Genomic DNA, 16,942 nt, shown 5'->3' with positions numbered 1-16,942 from the left:
GTTTAACATATGATGGCGGGCTATACTCGCCGTAGCAATGCCCAGTGGAGACTACGACCCCGACGCTGTCGAATCCAAGTGGCAGCAACGCTGGGTCGACGACGAGACGTATTCGTATCCGGACGCCGAAGCCGACCCGGACACCGCCTTCGCGATCGACACGCCGCCGCCGACGGTATCCGGGAGCCTCCACTGGGGTCACGTATACGGGTCGATCCTCCAGGACGTGGTCGCCCGATTCCATCGCATGCGCGGGCGCGACGTCTTCTTCCCGTTCGGCTACGACGACAACGGGATCGCGAGCGAACGACTCACCGAACGGGAGCTGGACATCCGCCACCAGGACTTCGACCGTCGGGAGTTCCAGCAGAAGTGTCGGGAGGTGTGCAGGGAGTACGAAGCGGAGTTCACCGAGAAGATGCAGTCGATGGGGGTCTCGATCGACTGGAACAACACCTACCGCACGATCTCCCCGCAGGTGCAACGCGTCTCCCAGCTGTCGTTTGTCGACCTCTACGAGCAGGGCCGCGAGTACCGCGAGGAGGCGCCGGCGATCTGGTGTCCCGAATGCGAGACGGCGATCTCGCAGGTGGAAACCGAGGACGACGAGCGGGGGTCACACTTCCACGACATCGCATTCGAGGTCGTCGAAGCGGCGGCGGACGACGACCTCCCGGAGACGTTCACGATCTCGACGACCCGTCCCGAACTGCTCCCGGCCTGCGTTGCGGTGTTCGTCCACCCCGACGACGAGGAGAACGCCCACCTCGTCGGCAACCATGCGAAGATCCCCATCTTCGGCCAGGAGGTGCCGATCCTCGAGGACGACCGCGTCGACATGGAGACTGGGTCGGGGATCGTGATGTGCTGTACGTTCGGCGACCAGACCGACATCGAGTGGTACCGCGCCCACGATCTCCCGCTGCGGATCGCCATCGACGAGTCGGGGCACCTCACCGACGTCGCCGGCGCGTACGCCGGGCTGTACGCGACGGACGCGCGCGAAGAGATCGTCGAGGACCTGGAGGGCGTCGGGGCGCTGCTCGACCGGTGGGAGATCACCCACACAGTCAACGTCCACGAACGGTGCGGGACGGGCATCGAATTCCTCGTCACCGAACAGTGGTACGTCGAGGTGCTCGACAGGACCGACGAGTATCTCGAGGCGGGTCGGGAGATGGAGTGGTTCCCCGAGAAGATGCTCACCCGGTACGAACACTGGGTCGAGGGGCTCCAGTGGGACTGGTGTATCTCCCGGCAGCGCTCCTCGGGGATCCCGTTCCCGGTGTGGTACTGCGACTCCTGTGGCACCGAGATCCTCGCAGAAAAGGACGACCTCCCGGTGGATCCGCTCTCGGACGACCCGCCGGTCGCGGCGTGTCCCGACTGCGGGGGCGAGTCGTTCCGGCCGGAGGACGACGTCTTCGACACGTGGGCGACCTCGTCGCTCACTCCGCTGATCAACGCCGGCTGGGACTGGGACCCCGAGACGGAGTCGTACACGATGGATCGCCCGGAGATCTACCCGATGGACGTCAGGCCGCAGGGTCACGACATCATCTCCTTTTGGCTGTTCCACACCGTGATCAAGTGTTACGAACACACCGGCGAAGTGCCGTTCGACTCGACGATGATCAACGGGATGGTGCTCGACGAGAACCGCGAGAAGATGTCGAAGTCGAAAGGGAACATCGTCGCCCCCGACGAGGTGCTCGAGAAGTATCCCGTCGACGCCGCGCGCTTCTGGGCGGCCGGCAGTGCCGTCGGCGACGACCTCCCGTACCAGGAGAAAGGGCTCCGCGCCGGCGAGAAACTGCTCCGGAAGCTGTGGAACGCCTCGAAGCTCGTCGACTCGCTGACTCCCGAGGGGACGGTCGATCGTCCCGAGGAGCTCCGGGAACTGGATCGGTGGCTACTCGCCCGGCTCGACGACGAGATCGAGACGCTCACCGACCAGTTCGAACACCGGGAGTTCTCGAAGGCGCGCGACCGGTTGCGGTCGTTCTTCTGGGGGACGTTCTGTGACGACTACCTCGAGATCGCCAAACAGCGGATCCGCGAGGGGCAGGACGAACGCTCGGCGCAGTACGCGCTCGAGACCGCCCACCGGCGGTTCCTGAAGCTGTTTGCGCCCCTGCTCGCTCACGCCACCGAGGAGATCTGGCAGGAGATGTACGACGCGTCCGAAAGCGAGGAGAGCATCCATCTCGAGGCGTGGCCCGAACCGCTCGGGATCGAGGCCGACCGGGAGGCCGGGGCGGCGGCGATGGCGGTCGTCGGCGCGCTCCGGAAGTACAAAAGCGAAAACCAGCTCCCCCTGAACGCGACGCTCGACCGCGTCGAGGTGTACGCCGACGTCGCCGACTTCGAAGCGGACGTCACCGGCGTGATGCACGTCGAGGAACTCGCGGTGCTTCCCGGCGCCGAACCGCCAGTCGAGACGGTAGTCACGGGAATCGATCTCGACTACTCGCTGGTCGGGCCGGAGTTCGGCGGCGGCGTTCCCGACATCGAGGCCGCGATCGAGGCCGGCGACTACGAGATCGAGGACGACCGACTCCACGCCGCCGGGGAGGCGCTCGAGCCGGAGATGTTCGAGGTCGAGACCGAACGGCAGTACGCCGGCGACGGGACGTACCTCGACGCCGACGGCGTCGTCGTCATCGTAAGCGTCGACGACTGATCGGCAGCTGTCGGCGGTGAGCGGTCGGCCGAACGGAAGGCGGGATCCCGCCTAGAGATCCGCGCCGACGGCGTCTTCTATCGAGTCGAACCCGTCCCGTTCGAGCAGTTCGAGCAGTCCCCTGTTGATGTCGCGTGCGATCGTCGGCCCCTCGTAGATCAGCCCGGTGTACAGTTGTACCAGGCTCGCCCCCGCCCGGATCTTGGCGTAGGCGCCTTCGGCGTCCGAGACTCCACCGACGCCGACCACGGGAACGTCGACCCGTCGGGCGGTGTACCCCACGAGGTCGGTCGCACGGTCCTCGATCGGCTTTCCCGAGAGGCCGCCACGCTGGCTTCGGTTCGGGCTCTCCAGCGTGTTCGGGCGTTCGGTGGTCGTGTTCGTGGTGACGACCCCGTCGAGGCCCATCCCGTCGACGACCGAAAGTGCCTCCTCGAGTGCGGGGCCCGGAAGGTCTGGCGAGAGTTTCACCAACAGCGGCGAGGCACCGGCGGACTGCAGCTTCGAGAGGATCTCCTCGAGGGCATCTCTGTCCTGTAGTTCGCGGAGCTCCGGAGTGTTGGGACAGGAGACGTTCACCACGAAGAAGTCGCCCGCTTCGGCGACGCGCTCGTAGGTGTACCGGTAGTCGTCGGCAGCCTCCGCGAGGGGCGTCGCGGTCGTTTTGCCGATGTTGACGCCGAGCGGAACGTCCGGAAGCGGGCCGCGGTCCAGGCGGCGTCCGATCGCGTCGGCCCCGTCGTTGTTGAACCCCATCCGGTTTATGAGTGCCCGATCCTCGGACAGCCTGAATGCTCGTGGACGTGGGTTGCCGACCTGCGGTTCGGCGGTGACGGCGCCGATTTCGAGGTGGCCAAAGCCCAGCGCCGCAAGCGCCACCGGCACCTCCGCGTTCTTGTCGAAGCCGGCGGCGACGCCGACGGGGTTGGGGAACTGCACGCCGAACACCTCGGACTCGAGGCGTGGGTCGTCGATGCGACAGCGTCGCTCGATCGCCCCCGCTGCCGGCGTCCGCTGGACGGCCTTTAGTCCGTTCACTGCGAGTCCGTGTGCCGTCTCCGGCGGCAACAGGAACAGTCCTCGCTTCAGGAGATCGTACGCCCTCATCGTCCGGACAAACTTCCTCCGGCGACAAGAAGCCGCCGGCTCGCCGGAGCCGTCAACTGTCGCTTTAGAAGTCGTGTTCGACCTCGTCCGAATCCGCCTTCTGGATGACGATCTTGCCGTCCCGTACCCTGACGAACACCTCGTCGCCGATCTCCATTCCCGCCACGGCGAGTTCGTCTTCGTGAAGGTTCACGTGGGCGTTGTGATACTGCCCGTCGTCGTCCTTGGCCCCACTCGGGCTGAGCTTCTTTTTCCGGACCATCGAACCTATCTATCCCTAACTTCGGAGTAGCCTATACATAAGTGTTGTTTCGCGCTCCCGTGGCCCCCCGTCCGTGATGAAGAGCCGACCATGCTGAGGGTCGTTCGGACGCCGATTTGCTCCCCGGACAGGGTGGCCGTGGGGCGATTCCGACCGCGCGCGAGCATCCAGTGCCCCCTGAACCCCGTGATTTCACCCCGGTATCGGCCCCGTAACCGCTTTTTTCGCCGCTCGTTCCGGTGGAGCGAGATCGAAGCTTAAATACTTTCTGTCTTTCTGGTGGCCTTCCCCGGTATTTTTATAACGTATCATGTGTTCGATTGCCATGGAGGGTTAAAACCATGGTACGTGAAGATGGTAAGCGCAATTTCGCACTTCGAGAGGAAGGTGGAGACGAACCGAGCGTGTTCTCGGGGAACACTCCTCGACAGGCAGCACTCAAGGCTGCCCGACGGCTCGAGCCGGCACCCAGCGAGGACGCCGCCGATCCCGAGGAACTCAGACTCCGCGAGAAAGGGACCGACAAAGTCCACATCTACGAAGGCTGGGCCTGGGAAGAGGAGGCGCCGGACAACAGTCCCGACTGGATGCCCGAGGAGATCACCGAGGCAAACGTCTCCAAAGAGGGCATCGAACACCTCGAAGAGTAGCCGCGAGTAGCCGCGAGTAGCAGCGGAGAGTGACGACCTGTCGGGCGGTCGCGAAGATCGGGTCGCCGACGACGCCGTCGAATCCGACTCTTTTATTCGCGTGACGAACAGTTAGTCGTACGCGCGGCGCACGCCCGGCGGGACGACCCGTACGAGCGGACGGATGATCGACCGGCCTCCATCCGCGCAACAGTTCTCCCGGTAGTGTGAACCGTCGCGCTTCCTGTCTCGTGTTCCCTGTCTCGTGTTCCCTGTAACTCGGGCGTTCGCCATCGACTGGAAGGTTTCGAACCCGACCGATAGCCTCGTCGACAACTGTGACGACGGGCCGTGGAATCGAGTGACGAGGCGGCGATGGAACGACGGGGTTAAGTGGTCGACTCTCCTCGGTTAGAATGCGAACGCCCCGGGGCGACCCGGGGTCCGACCTCTCCCGATGGGAGGGGTCGACCGCGTCCGATCCGATGCCCTTATCAGTAGGTGGGCATTCGAATCGTGATGCGAACGAGACCGCGAATCCGGACCGAATTCGGCCGGATTCGCGGGGATCGAATCGGAAGCGATCCGATGGGTTTAAGCCCTCGGACGCGGTACGATAAGATCCGTAAGAGATGAGGATTGCGCCCCTGCGGTCCGCCGTAAGACGCGTTCTGATGTGAGCCGCGATCGTTCGGTGTCACCCCCGATGTCGGTGGCAGCGAACGTGGACCTTGCAATGGTGAGTAGACACTTCGTGTCTATTCCCGCCACCCCCCTGCACTCTGTGCAGGGACATTCCGGTTGATCCTGCCGGAGGCCATTGCTATCGGGGTCCGATTTAGCCATGCTAGTCGCACGGGTTTAGACCCGTGGCGAATAGCTCCGTAACACGTGGCCAAACTACCCTTCGGAGGGGGATACTCTCGGGAAACTGAGGCTAATCCCGCATACTCCTGGCTGTCTGGAATGATGCCAGGGCGAAACGCTCCGGCGCCGAAGGATGTGGCTGCGGCCGATTAGGTAGACGGTGGGGTAACGGCCCACCGTGCCGATAATCGGTACGGGTTGTGAGAGCAAGAGCCCGGAGACGGAATCTGAGACAAGATTCCGGGCCCTACGGGGCGCAGCAGGCGCGAAACCTTTACACTGCACGCCAGTGCGATAAGGGGACCCCGAGTGCGAGGGCATATCGTCCTCGCTTTTCTGTACCGTAGGGAGGTACACGAATAAGGGCTGGGCAAGACCGGTGCCAGCCGCCGCGGTAATACCGGCAGCCCGAGTGATGGCCGATATTATTGGGCCTAAAGCGTCCGTAGCCGGCCGAGCAAGTCCGTCGGGAAATCCACGCGCTCAACGCGTGGGCGTCCGGCGGAACCTGCCCGGCTTGGGACCGGAAGATCCAGCGGGTACGTCCGGGGTAGGAGTGAAATCCCGTAATCCCGGACGGACCGCCGATGGCGAAAGCACGCTGGGAAGACGGATCCGACGGTGAGGGACGAAAGCTAGGGTCTCGAACCGGATTAGATACCCGGGTAGTCCTAGCCGTAAACGATGCTCGCTAGGTGTGGCTCCCGCTACGAGCGGGTGCTGTGCCGTAGGGAAGCCGCTAAGCGAGCCGCCTGGGAAGTACGTCCGCAAGGATGAAACTTAAAGGAATTGGCGGGGGAGCACTACAACCGGAGGAGCCTGCGGTTTAATTGGACTCAACGCCGGACATCTCACCAGCCCCGACTGCAGTAATGACGGTCAGGTTGATGACCTCGCCACGAGCTGCAGAGAGGAGGTGCATGGCCGCCGTCAGCTCGTACCGTGAGGCGTCCTGTTAAGTCAGGCAACGAGCGAGACCCGCGTCCGTAATTGCCAGCATGACCCCTGGGTCGATGGGTACATTACGGAGACTGCCGCCGCCAAGGCGGAGGAAGGAACGGGCAACGGTAGGTCAGTATGCCCCGAATGGGCTGGGCAACACGCGGGCTACAATGGCCAGGACAATGGGTTCCCACCCCGAAAGGGGGCGGTAATCTCACAAACCTGGTCGTAGTTCGGATTGAGGGCTGAAACTCGCCCTCATGAAGCTGGATTCGGTAGTAATCGCGTGTCACAAGCGCGCGGTGAATACGTCCCTGCTCCTTGCACACACCGCCCGTCAAAGCACCCGAGTGAGGTCCGGATGAGGCTCTTTCACGAGAGTCGAATCTGGGCTTTGCAAGGGGGCTTAAGTCGTAACAAGGTAGCCGTAGGGGAATCTGCGGCTGGATCACCTCCTACAGACCGGGACGCTGTGGATCACTCCACAGCGCCCATTCACTGTGGCGTTCCCAGACGGGAACTCCACGAGGTGGAGGAAGCTCCACGCTTCGCCCATTCGACATCCGGGGCACTTACGAACGATCGCGGCTCACAGCAGCTTCCCGACCACGCGCGGACAGGACGCGTGGCCGGGGGAGGGCCCGTAGCTCAGTGGTAGAGTGCCTCCTTTGCAAGGAGGATGCCCTGGGTTCGAATCCCAGCGGGTCCATGCCCGCCCATCGTTTCGAATCGCGCCCCTTATGGGGGCGGATCCGGAACGGTGGGATGGACGACCGATGCACCATCCCGCGAGAGCGAGGATGGGAAGGGTTCGAGATCGCCGCCCGTCCACACCCGGGTGGCATCGATGACGCCGTGTGTACGTGCAATCCAGACGCCCACTGAACCCGCTTTGCGGGTCGTGGACGTATACAATTACAGAATGGCTACTGTGCCATCTGGTGAATAGCTCGGCTCGAGAGCCGATGACGGACGTGTCAAGCAGCGAAATGCTCCGGGGAGCCGCAAGAAGGCAAAGAACCGGAGATCTCCGAATGGGAATCCCCACAGCAATTGCCTTGCGCAATGGGGAACGCTCCGAATTGAAACATCTCAGTAGGAGCAGGAACAGAACGCAACAGCGATGTCGTCAGTAACGGCGAGTGAACGCGACACAGCCCAAACCGAAGCCCGTGCGGGTTCGCCCGCGCGGGCAATGTGGTGTTCGGGCTGGTCACAACCGGGAGTAGAGACGCGAGAAGTCTTCTGGAACGAAGCGCGAAACAGGGTGACAGCCCCGTATCGCGTCGACGCTCCCGCGGACCGGTACCAGAGTAGCAGGGGTTGGATATCCTCTGTGAAGGTCCCAGGCATCGACTGGGAAGGCTAAACACTCCTCGAGACCGATAGCGAACAAGTAGCGTGAGCGAACGCTGAAAAGCACCCCGAGAAGGGCGGTGCAAAGGGCTTGAAATCAGATGGCGATAGAGCGACGTGGCACGAAAGGCCGATCGAGAAACGACCGAAGGGCGACCTTCCAGTAGGAATCGATCGGAGCCGGTGTTGCGTCGTACGTTTTGAAAAACGAACCAGGGACTGTACTTGCTTGGCGAGTCTAACCGGAGAATCCGGGGAGGCGAAGCAAACGCGACAGGGCCGCAGCACGCTTCGGCGTGTGAGGGCCGCCGTGTTCAAGCGCGGGGAGTCAAGCGGGTACGACCCGAAACCAGGTGATCTACGCAGGGGCAGGGTGAAGCGTGGCGAAAGCCACGTGGAGGCCCGTTAGAGTTGGTGTCCTACAATACCCTCTCGTGACCCGTGTGTAGGGGTGAAAGGCCCATCGAACCTGGCAACAGCTGGTTCCGACCGAAACATGTCGAAGCATGACCTCCGTTGAGGTAGCTCGTGGGGTAGAGCGACCGATTGGATGACCCGCCACCGAGAGGTGTCGGCCATCCTGTCGAACTCCGAACCTACGGGCGCCGTGGACGCGGGGAGTCCGGTGTGCGGGGTAAGCCTGTGCACCGTAAGGGAGACAACCCAGCGCTAGGTTAAGGACCCAAAATGTGGACTAAGTGCGATCGAAGGTGGTCTCGAGCCCCAGACAGCCGGGAGGTGAGCTTAGAAGCAGCTACCCTCCAAGAAAAGCGTAACAGCTTACCGGCCGAGGTTCGAGGCGCCGAAAATGATCGGGGCTCAAGTCCACTTGCGAGACCTGGCGGCACCCGAGAGGGTGATCCAGTAGGTCGGCGTCGCGGTCGGGTGGAAGTACGGGCGAGGGCTCGTATGGACCGACCGGGAACGAAAATCCTGGTCACAGTAGCAGCGAAAGTCGGGTGAGAACCTCGACGGCCTCAAGAGCAAGGGTTCCTCGGCACTGTCAGTCAGCCGAGGGTTAGCCGATCCTAAGTCTCCTCGTAAGACGCGGGAGACGACAGGGGAACTGGTTAATATTCCAGTGCCGCTCCACAGTGAAAGCCGACGCCTGAGGAAACCTCGAGCTGGGCCATCGCCCAGTCGAACCGGAGAAGATCGTGGACGCCGTCACGGCAGGAAGCGATCGAAGCCCGGGATAGGGAAACTCGAGGGTACCTGGGGCCCGTGAAAAGGCGAGTGGAGTGATCGTACCGAGATCCGACACAGGTGCTCGGCCGGAGAAAGGCAAGGCCTGTCGGGAGAACCGGCGTTAGGGAATTCGGCAAGTTAGTCCCGTACCTTCGGAAGAAGGGATGCCTGCTTTGCAGAGAGCAGGTCGCAGTGACTCGGGCGCTCCGACTGTCTAGTAACAACACAGGTGACCGCAAATCCGCAAGGACGCGTACGGTCACTGAATCCTGCCCAGTGCGGGTATCTGAACACCTGGTACAACAGGACGAAGGACCCGTCAACGGCGGGGGTAACTATGACCCTCTTAAGGTAGCGTAGTACCTTGCCGCTTCAGTAGCGGCTTGCATGAATGGATCAACGAGAGTGCCACTGTCCCAACGCTGGACCCGGTGAACTGTACGTTCCAGTGCGGAGTCTGGAGACCCCCAAGGGGAAGCGAAGACCCTATAGAGCTTTACTGCAGGCTGTCGCTGGGACGTGGTCGCTGATGTGCAGAATAGGTAGGAGTCGGTACACAGGTGCGTGCGCCAGCACGTCGCCGAGGCAGTAGTGAAATACTACCCGTCAGTGACTGCGACCCTCACTCCGGGAGGAGAACACCGGTAGCCGGGCAGTTTGACTGGGGCGGTACGTGCTCGAAAAGATATCGAGCGCGCCCGATGGTCACCTCATCCGGGTCAGAGCCCCGGAGAAGAGCGCAAGAGCAGAAGGTGGCCTGACAGTGTCCTTCCTAACACGGGACGCTGACGCGAGAGCGTGGTTTAGCGAACGGTCCAGGGCCCTCAATGGGCCCGGGGTACGACAGAAAAGCTACCTTAGGGATAACAGAGTCGTCACTCGCAAGAGCACATATCGACCGAGTGGCTTGCTACCTCGATGTCGGTTCCCTCCATCCTGCCCGTGCAGAAGCGGGCAAGGGTGAGGTTGTTCGCCTATTAAAGGAGGTCGTGAGCTGGGTTTAGACCGTCGTGAGACAGGTCGGCTGCTATCTATTGGGGGTGTGAGGTACCTGCCGTGAACGCTCGCATAGTACGAGAGGAACTGCGAGTGGTCGCCACTGGTGTACCGGTTGTCCGGAAGGGCAGATGCCGGGTAGCTACGCGACACGGGGTAAGAGCTGAACGCATCTAAGCTCGAAACCCACACGCAAAAGAGGTACCGTAGAGGTCGCTCGTAGAAGACGAGTTAGATAGACTCGGGGTGTACGCGCCGAGGGAACGAGGCGTTTTAGCCCACGAGAACTAACAGACCGAGCCACAGTCATCGTAGACGGCCACGCCGGAAGGCGGGTTCAGGCGGAAGCTGGATTGCACGGACACACAGGCAGAAGTATAACCGATCCAGGTGGGGAGACGGCGGTTCGAGTCCGTCGATCGGCGTAGAGGCGGCCAGAGCGGTGGGGAAACACCCGTACCCATACCGAACACGGAAGTTAAGCCCACAAGCGTTGCGGGGAGTACTGGAGTGTGCGAACCTCTGGGAAATCCGGATCGCCGCCTCGTCATTCATACTTCATACTCGTAGTCAGAGAGAGATCGTAGAGAGGGTTCGGTGTCTCTCTCTGCGTATTCACCTACGGCAAAGAGAGGAATCACTGTCTCGAGGGCTCGATTTCGGGCCGGAGAGAGGGATCACTCGTGTGATAGCAGTGATCGCTGTCCCTTTAATAGCTCAGAGCGCGTCTGTAGTATCAGTCAACCGACGCAGTGGCCCACGTTCTCGACCGCCGTGGCCCGAGTTCCGGTATCGAAGTCGTGGAGTGATTCGGCTTGATGCAGAGTTGAAACAATATGAAAACGTTCGAACACACGATCGAGATCGCAGCACCCGTCGAACACGTCTTCGAGTTCGACAGCAATCCAGAAAACTGGTCGCGGACCATGGGCAGCATGCACGACGTGGAGATCATCGAAGAGACCGACGACAGCACCCGGCTGCACGCCACCTACAAACTGCTCGGTACCTCGATGGACCTCGAGATGGAGTTTCGCGTCGTCGAACCGAACGAACACACGATGGTCACGATCGAGGGGGACGGGATGACCGGCGAAATCCACAACTACTTCTCGGAGACCGACTCCGGGACGCAGCTTCGCCACCGCGCGGAGTACGACCTCGGCGATTCGCTGTTTGACCGCATCCTCGCGCCGGTCGCCTCGCGGTACAACGAGCGACAGCTCGGGGCGCACCTCCAGAACACGAAAGAGCTCGTCGAAGCCGAAGTCGAAGCAGAGACGGCTGTTCCAGCCTGATCGGGACACTCACACCACCAGTTCGACGAGAAGCCACGCGACGCCGACGGCCAGAAGCGACAGCGCGAGGTTCCCGACGGCGTGGACGGCTGCGTGTGTGGGTCGACCGCGCTCCCACAGGCGGACGACGTCGACGCTGAACGAGGAGTACGTCGTGAACGCGCCACAGACGCCCACCCCGACGAACAGCGCTGCGCCCTCTCCCGCGCCGCCGAAGGTGACGACTCCGAGCAGAAAACTCCCGAGGACGTTCACCAGAAGCGTCGCGAACGGGTATTCGTCCGTCGGCAGCGCCGCGTACGCCCCGTACCGCAACAGTGCACCCAGCGCCCCGCCGACCCCGACCAGCTGTACCGCCAGAAGCGAGTTCATTCCCGGTCGCCTCCCGTGAGCTGCTCTCCGACCGAGGTCCGTCGGATCACTCCCCGGGCGAGAAGCACCGCGCCGAATCCGAGCGCGTAGCTCGCGAGCACGTACAGAATCGCACTTTCGGGGTGGGTCGTCGCGTCGAGGACGAACGTACTGTAGGTGGTAAACGACGAGAGGAAGCCGGTACCGAACAACAACTCGAGTCGCGAGGAGAGCTCCCCGCCGGTGAGCCCTCTGTACACCAGCGTTCCGAGCAGAAAGCTCCCGAGGACGTTCACCAGAAGCGTCGCCTCCAGTGCTCCCGGAACGAGAAGCGAGATCCCGTATCGCCCGTTCGCGCCGAGGTAGCCGCCGACGGCGACGATCGCGGCGTTTCGGAGGCGTCGTCGGTTCTCGGCTGTGAGCTGTCCGTCCATTCGTTCGGAGATAACACGACAGCAACGTAAACGGTCCCGTTTCTCGCGCCGACGCCGCGGGTTTCAAGCCGTCATCGCCCAATCGTCGGACATGCGACTCTCGGAGTTTGCCGCGAAACTCGACGACAGACTCGACACGGAGGCGTACGCCGACGTCGACGCGAGCGCGAACGGGCTACAGGTCGGCCCCTCGCCCGACGCGGGCGCGGTCGGCAACGATCCCGTGGTGGACCACGCCGCCTTCGCGGTCGACGCCGCGATGGAGACGATCGAGGCGGCCGCAGACGCGGGCGCTGACGTGCTCGTTACCCACCACGGGCTGGTCTGGGGTGGGCTGGACCGGATCACCGGCAGCGACTACGCCCGGCTGGCGCCGCTTGTCGAAGGGGATCTCGCCCTGTACGTCTCGCATCTCCCGCTGGACGGTCACCAGGAACTGGGCAACGCGGCGGGGATCGCCGACCTGCTGGGCGTGACGGATCGGGCGCCGTTCGGCGAACTCGGCGGGGAGTACATCGGAATACACGGAGAGATCCCGGGTGGAACCAGCACGACGCAGCTCGCAGAGACGCTCGAGACCGAACTCGACACCGGCTCCGGCGACGTTCGGCTACTGGATTTCGGGCCGGCGAACGTCTCGGACGTGGCGATCGTCACCGGCTCCGGGACCGACTGGCTCGGCGAGGCGGTTGCCGCCGGCGTGGATGTGCTGGTCACCGGCGAAGGGAAAGGAAAGGTGTACCACGAGGCACGCGAAGCCGGCATCTCGGTCGTCCTGGCGGGCCACTACGCGACGGAGACGTTCGGAGTTCGGGCGCTCCAGGACGTCGTCGACGGCTGGGGGATCGAGACGACGTACCTCGGTCATCCCACCGGCCTGTAGCGGTTCGAAAACGGAGCCGAATACGACCGGAATCGTGCGTCGCGGCGAATCGTGCATCGCGGCGCGTCGCGGCGAATCGTGCATCGCGGCGGTCAGTCGCTAGCCTGCGTCGGGTCGGTCTCCGGTGCGCCGCCGGCCCGGCGGTGGCCAGTCACGCCGAGGTCGGCGTCGACGAGCGGCAGGCGGGGGAATTCGTCGAACGACTGGATCATGAAGTCCGCGAGCACACACCGCCCCCGGTTGTCGTGACCGTGTCGCTCGACGTGGACGGCGTCGTAGCCGGCGTTCCAGGCGGCGCCGACGTCGGTGGAGCTGTCGCCGGCGAGCACGACCCGTTCGGCGTCGGCGGCGTCCATCGCCCGGAGCGCGTACCGGACCGGTGCTGGGTCGGGCTTCCAGCCGAGTTCGTCGGTACAGCAGACGACGACGTCGAACCAGTCGCGGATGTCGAGGGTATCCAGCACCGGCGAGGCCAGGAACTCCTGGCTGTGGGTGACAAGGCCGATCGGCCCGTGGATCTCGCGGATCAGGCGCTCGGCGTCGGGGTGGAGATACGTGGCCTCGGCGCGCTCGAGGGGGTCCTCGGTGGCGTGAAACGTGTCCCAGAACGTCGTCGGCTCGAGCGCCCACTCCCGGAGCTGTGCGTTCCGGTCGCCGCCGAGTCCGTGCCAGAGCGTCAGCGCCTCCCGGTCGGTGAACTCCCGGCCGATGCGGTCGCCGACGCGGTCGAACAGCTCCCGAGTGTACGGCCACTCTACGTCGACGACCGTGCCGTCGAGGTCGAACAGCCACACCTCGTACGTGTCGAGCGCCATCGGGAGTACCCCATAGGGCGTCGACCGATATGGGTTTTGCGGCCGACAGTGCGACGGATCGCCGGTTGTGGACGACCGTCGGGACTGCAGACCACTGCAGTTCTCGACCACGACCTTTAACGCCCGTCGCCCCATATTTGTGGGCATGTCCGCGTTACGGGAAGCCCTTCGGGAGCTTCCGGAGGCGATCTTCGCCGATCTGCTCGAGTCGGAGGACGCATATTTGCTCGTCATCGACCTGCCCGGAGCGACTGCGGAGACGACGGAAGTGATCGCGGAGCCGAACCGGATCGACGTGGAGGCACGTCGGGAGAAGATCTCTCCCGAGGGGTTCCAGTACGTCCGCGAGGACCGGCCGCTGTTTCTCGACGCCGAACTGCCGTTGCCCCCCGACTGTGTCGGCGACGCGGCGGAGGCGGAGATGGACGGCGGGGTCCTGGAGATCCGGCTGCCCAAACGCGACGCGGCGGGGCGCAGAGAGATCCCGATCGACGAAACCTAGCGGGTGGTCACGCTGGTCACTCTCCGCGCGTACTGGCGGTTCGTCCTGATCGTCCGCCGGTTCTTCCCGCTGATCGTCGCCTACGCCAGAGACAGGCGACGGTATCTCCTGTTCGGTTCCTCAAGGGACGTCGACTACGACACGCAGGTGGAACGCGCCGAGATCCTGCTGGAGACGCTTCTCACGCTCGGACCGACGTTTATCAAGCTCGGACAGCTGCTGTCGACGCGTCCCGACATCCTCCCGCCGGCGTACATCGACGTCATCTCGAGTCTGCAGGACGACGTCCCGCCGGCACCGTGGGGCGAGTCCAGACAGGTGCTCGAGGAGGAGCTCGGCGCCGTCGAGGAGGCGTTCGACGAGTTCGACACCGAGCCGATAAGCGGTGCCTCGTTGGGCCAGGTGTACGTCGCCACCTACGAGGGACAGCGGGTGGCCGTCAAGATTCGCCGGCCGGGGATCGAGGAACTGGTCGAGGCGGATCTCCGGGCGATCCGGTGGCTGTTGCCCGTGTTGAAGCGATTTATCGGGGAGGGTCGAGCGTTCTCGCTGGAGAACCTCGCCGACGAGTTCGCAAAGACGATCCGCGAGGAGATGGACTACGACCGGGAACGGGCGATCCTCCGGGAGATCCGCGACAACTTCGAGGGCAACGACAGTCTCGTCATCCCGGAGCCGGTCGAATCCGCATGCACCGCCCGGGTGCTCACGATGGAGTACATCCCCGGGACCAAGATCAGCGACGTCGAGGAGCTCGATGCGATGGGGTTAGACCGGACCGACGTCGCCGTCGACCTCCAGCGGGTGTACATGCAGATGATCATCGAGGACGGCGTCTTCCACGCCGATCCTCACCCGGGGAACCTCGCAGTCGCCGAGGACGGAACGATCATCTTCTACGACTTCGGCATGTCCGGTCGGGTGGACCCGTTCATCCAGGACAAGATCGTCGACTTCTACGTCGCAGTCGCCCAGCAGGACACCGACGCGATCCTCCAGACGCTCATCGAGATGGGAACGATCTCGCCGAACGTCGATCGGGAGGTGATGGGTGAGGTGATGGAACTCGCGATCGCTGACGCCCGCGGGGAGGACATCGAACAGTATCGGGTGAACCAGGTGCTCGCCAGCGTCGAGTCGACAATCTACGAGTTCCCGCTCCGGTTGCCCCGGAACCTGGCGCTCATTCTCCGGGTGGTCACGGTTCTGGAGGGAGTGTGTGTCACGCTCGACGAGGACTTCGACTTCATCTCCGTCGCGACCGATTACCTCTCGGAGAAGGGCTACTACGAGCAGACCGCCCGGGAGCTGGCCGAGCGGGGCGCCAGACAGCTCCAGTCGACCGCGGAGGCGATGGTCACGATTCCGCCGAAGCTCGACCGGACCCTCGACCGACTCGAACGCGACAGCCTGTCGGTCAACGTCGCCGTCGAGGACGACCACGACGTGTTCGCGAAGCTCGCAAAGCGGCTCACGTACACGATCTTTTCGGCGGTCGGCGTGCTCTCGGCGTCGATCATCTACGCGTTCGGGGCCGACTGGCGAATCGCGGCGGCGGTCGCGCTTCTCACGCTGGTGCCGCTTTTGTTCCTCTACCGGTCGTTCCGCACGCCGAAGGCGATCCGGGCGCGCCCGCAGTTCACTCGACAGGCGATCCGGGAGCGGAAACAAAACGAGAAGTGACGTCGTCCGCGCCGTCGATCCGGCAGTCGATCCCCCGGAGGATCCGTTCGACGGCGACGGTCAGCCGATCACTGGCGTCGACGGGCGGGGTGCCCGAAAGCGCCGCCGCGGCGACGTCTTCGTCGTACGGCACCGTCTCCAGCACCGGCAGCGACAGCGCCTCCCGGACGGCCTCGCCCTCGCCCTCCCGGACCCGATTGACGACGGCGTACACCTCCTCGACGCCCATCTCCGTCGCCAGCTCCCGGATCCCCTTGGCAGTCTCGATTGCCGACTGCGACGGGCCGACGACCACGATCATCGCGTCGACGTCGCGCGCTGTTCCCCGACCGAGATGCTCGATGCCGGCCTCCATGTCGAGCACGGCGTAGTCCGCGTCGAGCGCCGACCGGACCAGTGACTGGACGACGCTGTTTTCGGCACACAGACACCCCGTGTTCGCCCCCTCCGGCGCGCCGATCGTCAGCAGGCGCCCGCGGTCGCCGTCGCCGAACCGGGTCGAGTGGCTCTCGAGGACGTCCTCGACGTCGGGGGAGAGCCGCACGAGCCCCCCGCCGCCGGCCCGGTCCTCGATGAGCTCCCGCTTTCGGGTGATCGCCGGCGGCTCCGCGCAGCCGATCGTCGCCGCCAGGTTCATGTCGGGGTCGGCGTCGACGGCGACGACGTCGCCCTCCCGGGTGAGCCGCGCGGAAAGCGCGGCCGACAGCGTCGACTTCCCGACGCCGCCCTTGCCGGTCACCGCGATCCGCAGCGGGCCGTCGACGACTGACTCGGGTTCGTCGTCGCCGAGGTCGTGGTCGTGGTCGTGGTCGTGTGGGTGGTCGTGGTCGTGGTCGTGTGGGTGGTCGTGGTCGTGGTCGTGTGGGTGGTCGTGGTCGTGGTCGTGTGGGTGGTCGTGGTCGTGCCCCGCGCCCTCGTGACAGCCGCACTCCTCACACATCGGATC

At 63.9% G+C, this 16,942-nt stretch carries 12 protein-coding genes, 1 tRNA gene and 3 rRNA genes; 10 read left to right on the top strand and 6 right to left on the bottom strand.

What is annotated here, in order from left to right:
- Nucleotides 1–37 precede the first annotated feature (37 nt).
- Nucleotides 38–2,683, top strand: a complete 2,646-nt coding sequence (locus AArcCO_RS13865; protein ID WP_259534086.1) for a valine--tRNA ligase — start codon at nt 38–40, stop codon at nt 2,681–2,683.
- Nucleotides 2,684–2,734: 51 nt separating this feature from the next.
- On the opposite strand, the gene AArcCO_RS13860 is transcribed toward AArcCO_RS13865, so the two are convergent.
- Nucleotides 2,735–3,790 carry a quinone-dependent dihydroorotate dehydrogenase gene (locus AArcCO_RS13860; protein WP_259534085.1) on the bottom strand — a complete coding sequence of 352 codons (1,056 nt, stop codon included), beginning with the start codon at nt 3,788–3,790 and terminating at the stop codon, nt 2,735–2,737.
- Between the two features lie 64 nt (nt 3,791–3,854).
- Nucleotides 3,855–4,052: a SymE family type I addiction module toxin gene (locus tag AArcCO_RS13855; RefSeq protein ID WP_119820851.1), complete on the bottom strand. Its 198-nt coding sequence runs from the start codon at nt 4,050–4,052 to the stop codon at nt 3,855–3,857.
- Between the two features lie 341 nt (nt 4,053–4,393).
- On the opposite strand from AArcCO_RS13855, the gene AArcCO_RS13850 reads away from it, so the two are divergent.
- From AArcCO_RS13850 to AArcCO_RS13825, 6 genes are all read left to right on the top strand, one after another.
- Nucleotides 4,394–4,702 carry a non-histone chromosomal MC1 family protein gene (locus tag AArcCO_RS13850; protein WP_259534084.1) on the top strand — a complete coding sequence of 103 codons (309 nt, stop codon included), beginning with the start codon at nt 4,394–4,396 and terminating at the stop codon, nt 4,700–4,702.
- A 773-nt stretch (nt 4,703–5,475) separates the two neighbouring features.
- Nucleotides 5,476–6,947: ribosomal RNA gene (locus tag AArcCO_RS13845) — 16S ribosomal RNA — on the top strand.
- Between the two features lie 180 nt (nt 6,948–7,127).
- A tRNA-Ala gene (locus AArcCO_RS13840) sits at nt 7,128–7,199 on the top strand.
- A 208-nt stretch (nt 7,200–7,407) separates the two neighbouring features.
- Nucleotides 7,408–10,341 (top strand): 23S ribosomal RNA (locus AArcCO_RS13835).
- A 115-nt stretch (nt 10,342–10,456) separates the two neighbouring features.
- A 5S ribosomal RNA gene (gene rrf, locus AArcCO_RS13830) occupies nt 10,457–10,578 on the top strand.
- Together the 16S, 23S and 5S rRNA genes with 1 tRNA gene alongside form the textbook arrangement of a ribosomal RNA operon.
- A 288-nt stretch (nt 10,579–10,866) precedes the next feature.
- On the top strand, nt 10,867–11,328 hold the full coding sequence (locus AArcCO_RS13825; protein WP_259534083.1) for an SRPBCC family protein: 462 nt from the start codon (nt 10,867–10,869) through the stop codon (nt 11,326–11,328).
- A gap of 9 nt (nt 11,329–11,337) precedes the next feature.
- Here AArcCO_RS13825 and crcB read toward each other — a convergent pair whose 3' ends face one another.
- Nucleotides 11,338–11,700 (bottom strand): fluoride efflux transporter CrcB, encoded by a 363-nt coding sequence (gene crcB / locus AArcCO_RS13820; RefSeq protein WP_259534082.1) that lies wholly within the window; start codon nt 11,698–11,700, stop codon nt 11,338–11,340.
- Nucleotides 11,697–12,113: a fluoride efflux transporter FluC gene (locus AArcCO_RS13815; RefSeq protein ID WP_259534081.1), complete on the bottom strand. Its 417-nt coding sequence runs from the start codon at nt 12,111–12,113 to the stop codon at nt 11,697–11,699. Before AArcCO_RS13815 ends, crcB begins: the two co-directional genes overlap by 4 nt.
- A 91-nt stretch (nt 12,114–12,204) precedes the next feature.
- Here AArcCO_RS13815 and AArcCO_RS13810 point away from each other — a divergent pair, with 91 nt between their 5' ends.
- Nucleotides 12,205–12,996 carry a Nif3-like dinuclear metal center hexameric protein gene (locus tag AArcCO_RS13810; RefSeq protein ID WP_259534080.1) on the top strand — a complete coding sequence of 264 codons (792 nt, stop codon included), beginning with the start codon at nt 12,205–12,207 and terminating at the stop codon, nt 12,994–12,996.
- Between the two features lie 92 nt (nt 12,997–13,088).
- On the opposite strand, the gene AArcCO_RS13805 is transcribed toward AArcCO_RS13810, so the two are convergent.
- Nucleotides 13,089–13,811, bottom strand: a complete 723-nt coding sequence (locus AArcCO_RS13805) for an HAD family hydrolase (RefSeq protein WP_259534079.1) — start codon at nt 13,809–13,811, stop codon at nt 13,089–13,091.
- A gap of 145 nt (nt 13,812–13,956) precedes the next feature.
- Between AArcCO_RS13805 and AArcCO_RS13800 the strand changes: the two genes are divergently transcribed.
- Together AArcCO_RS13800 and AArcCO_RS13795 are read left to right on the top strand one after the other, a co-directional pair.
- The gene (locus tag AArcCO_RS13800; RefSeq protein WP_259534078.1) at nt 13,957–14,313 is read left to right on the top strand and encodes an Hsp20/alpha crystallin family protein; all 357 of its coding nucleotides are present in this window, start codon (nt 13,957–13,959) and stop codon (nt 14,311–14,313) included.
- 3 nt (nt 14,314–14,316) lie between these two features.
- On the top strand, nt 14,317–15,996 hold the full coding sequence (locus AArcCO_RS13795) for an ABC1 kinase family protein (RefSeq protein WP_259534077.1): 1,680 nt from the start codon (nt 14,317–14,319) through the stop codon (nt 15,994–15,996).
- On the opposite strand, the gene AArcCO_RS13790 is transcribed toward AArcCO_RS13795, so the two are convergent.
- The gene (locus tag AArcCO_RS13790; RefSeq protein ID WP_259534076.1) at nt 15,953–16,936 is read right to left on the bottom strand and encodes an ATP-binding protein; all 984 of its coding nucleotides are present in this window, start codon (nt 16,934–16,936) and stop codon (nt 15,953–15,955) included. The genes AArcCO_RS13795 and AArcCO_RS13790 overlap by 44 nt on opposite strands.
- Nucleotides 16,937–16,942 lie beyond the last annotated feature (6 nt).

It is taken from the genome of Halalkaliarchaeum sp. AArc-CO (assembly GCF_024972735.1).
Taxonomy (GTDB): Archaea; Halobacteriota; Halobacteria; order Halobacteriales; family Haloferacaceae; genus Halalkaliarchaeum.
The sequence above is the reverse complement of the archived record's forward strand: the minus strand, read 5'-3'. Positions and strand labels throughout refer to the sequence as shown.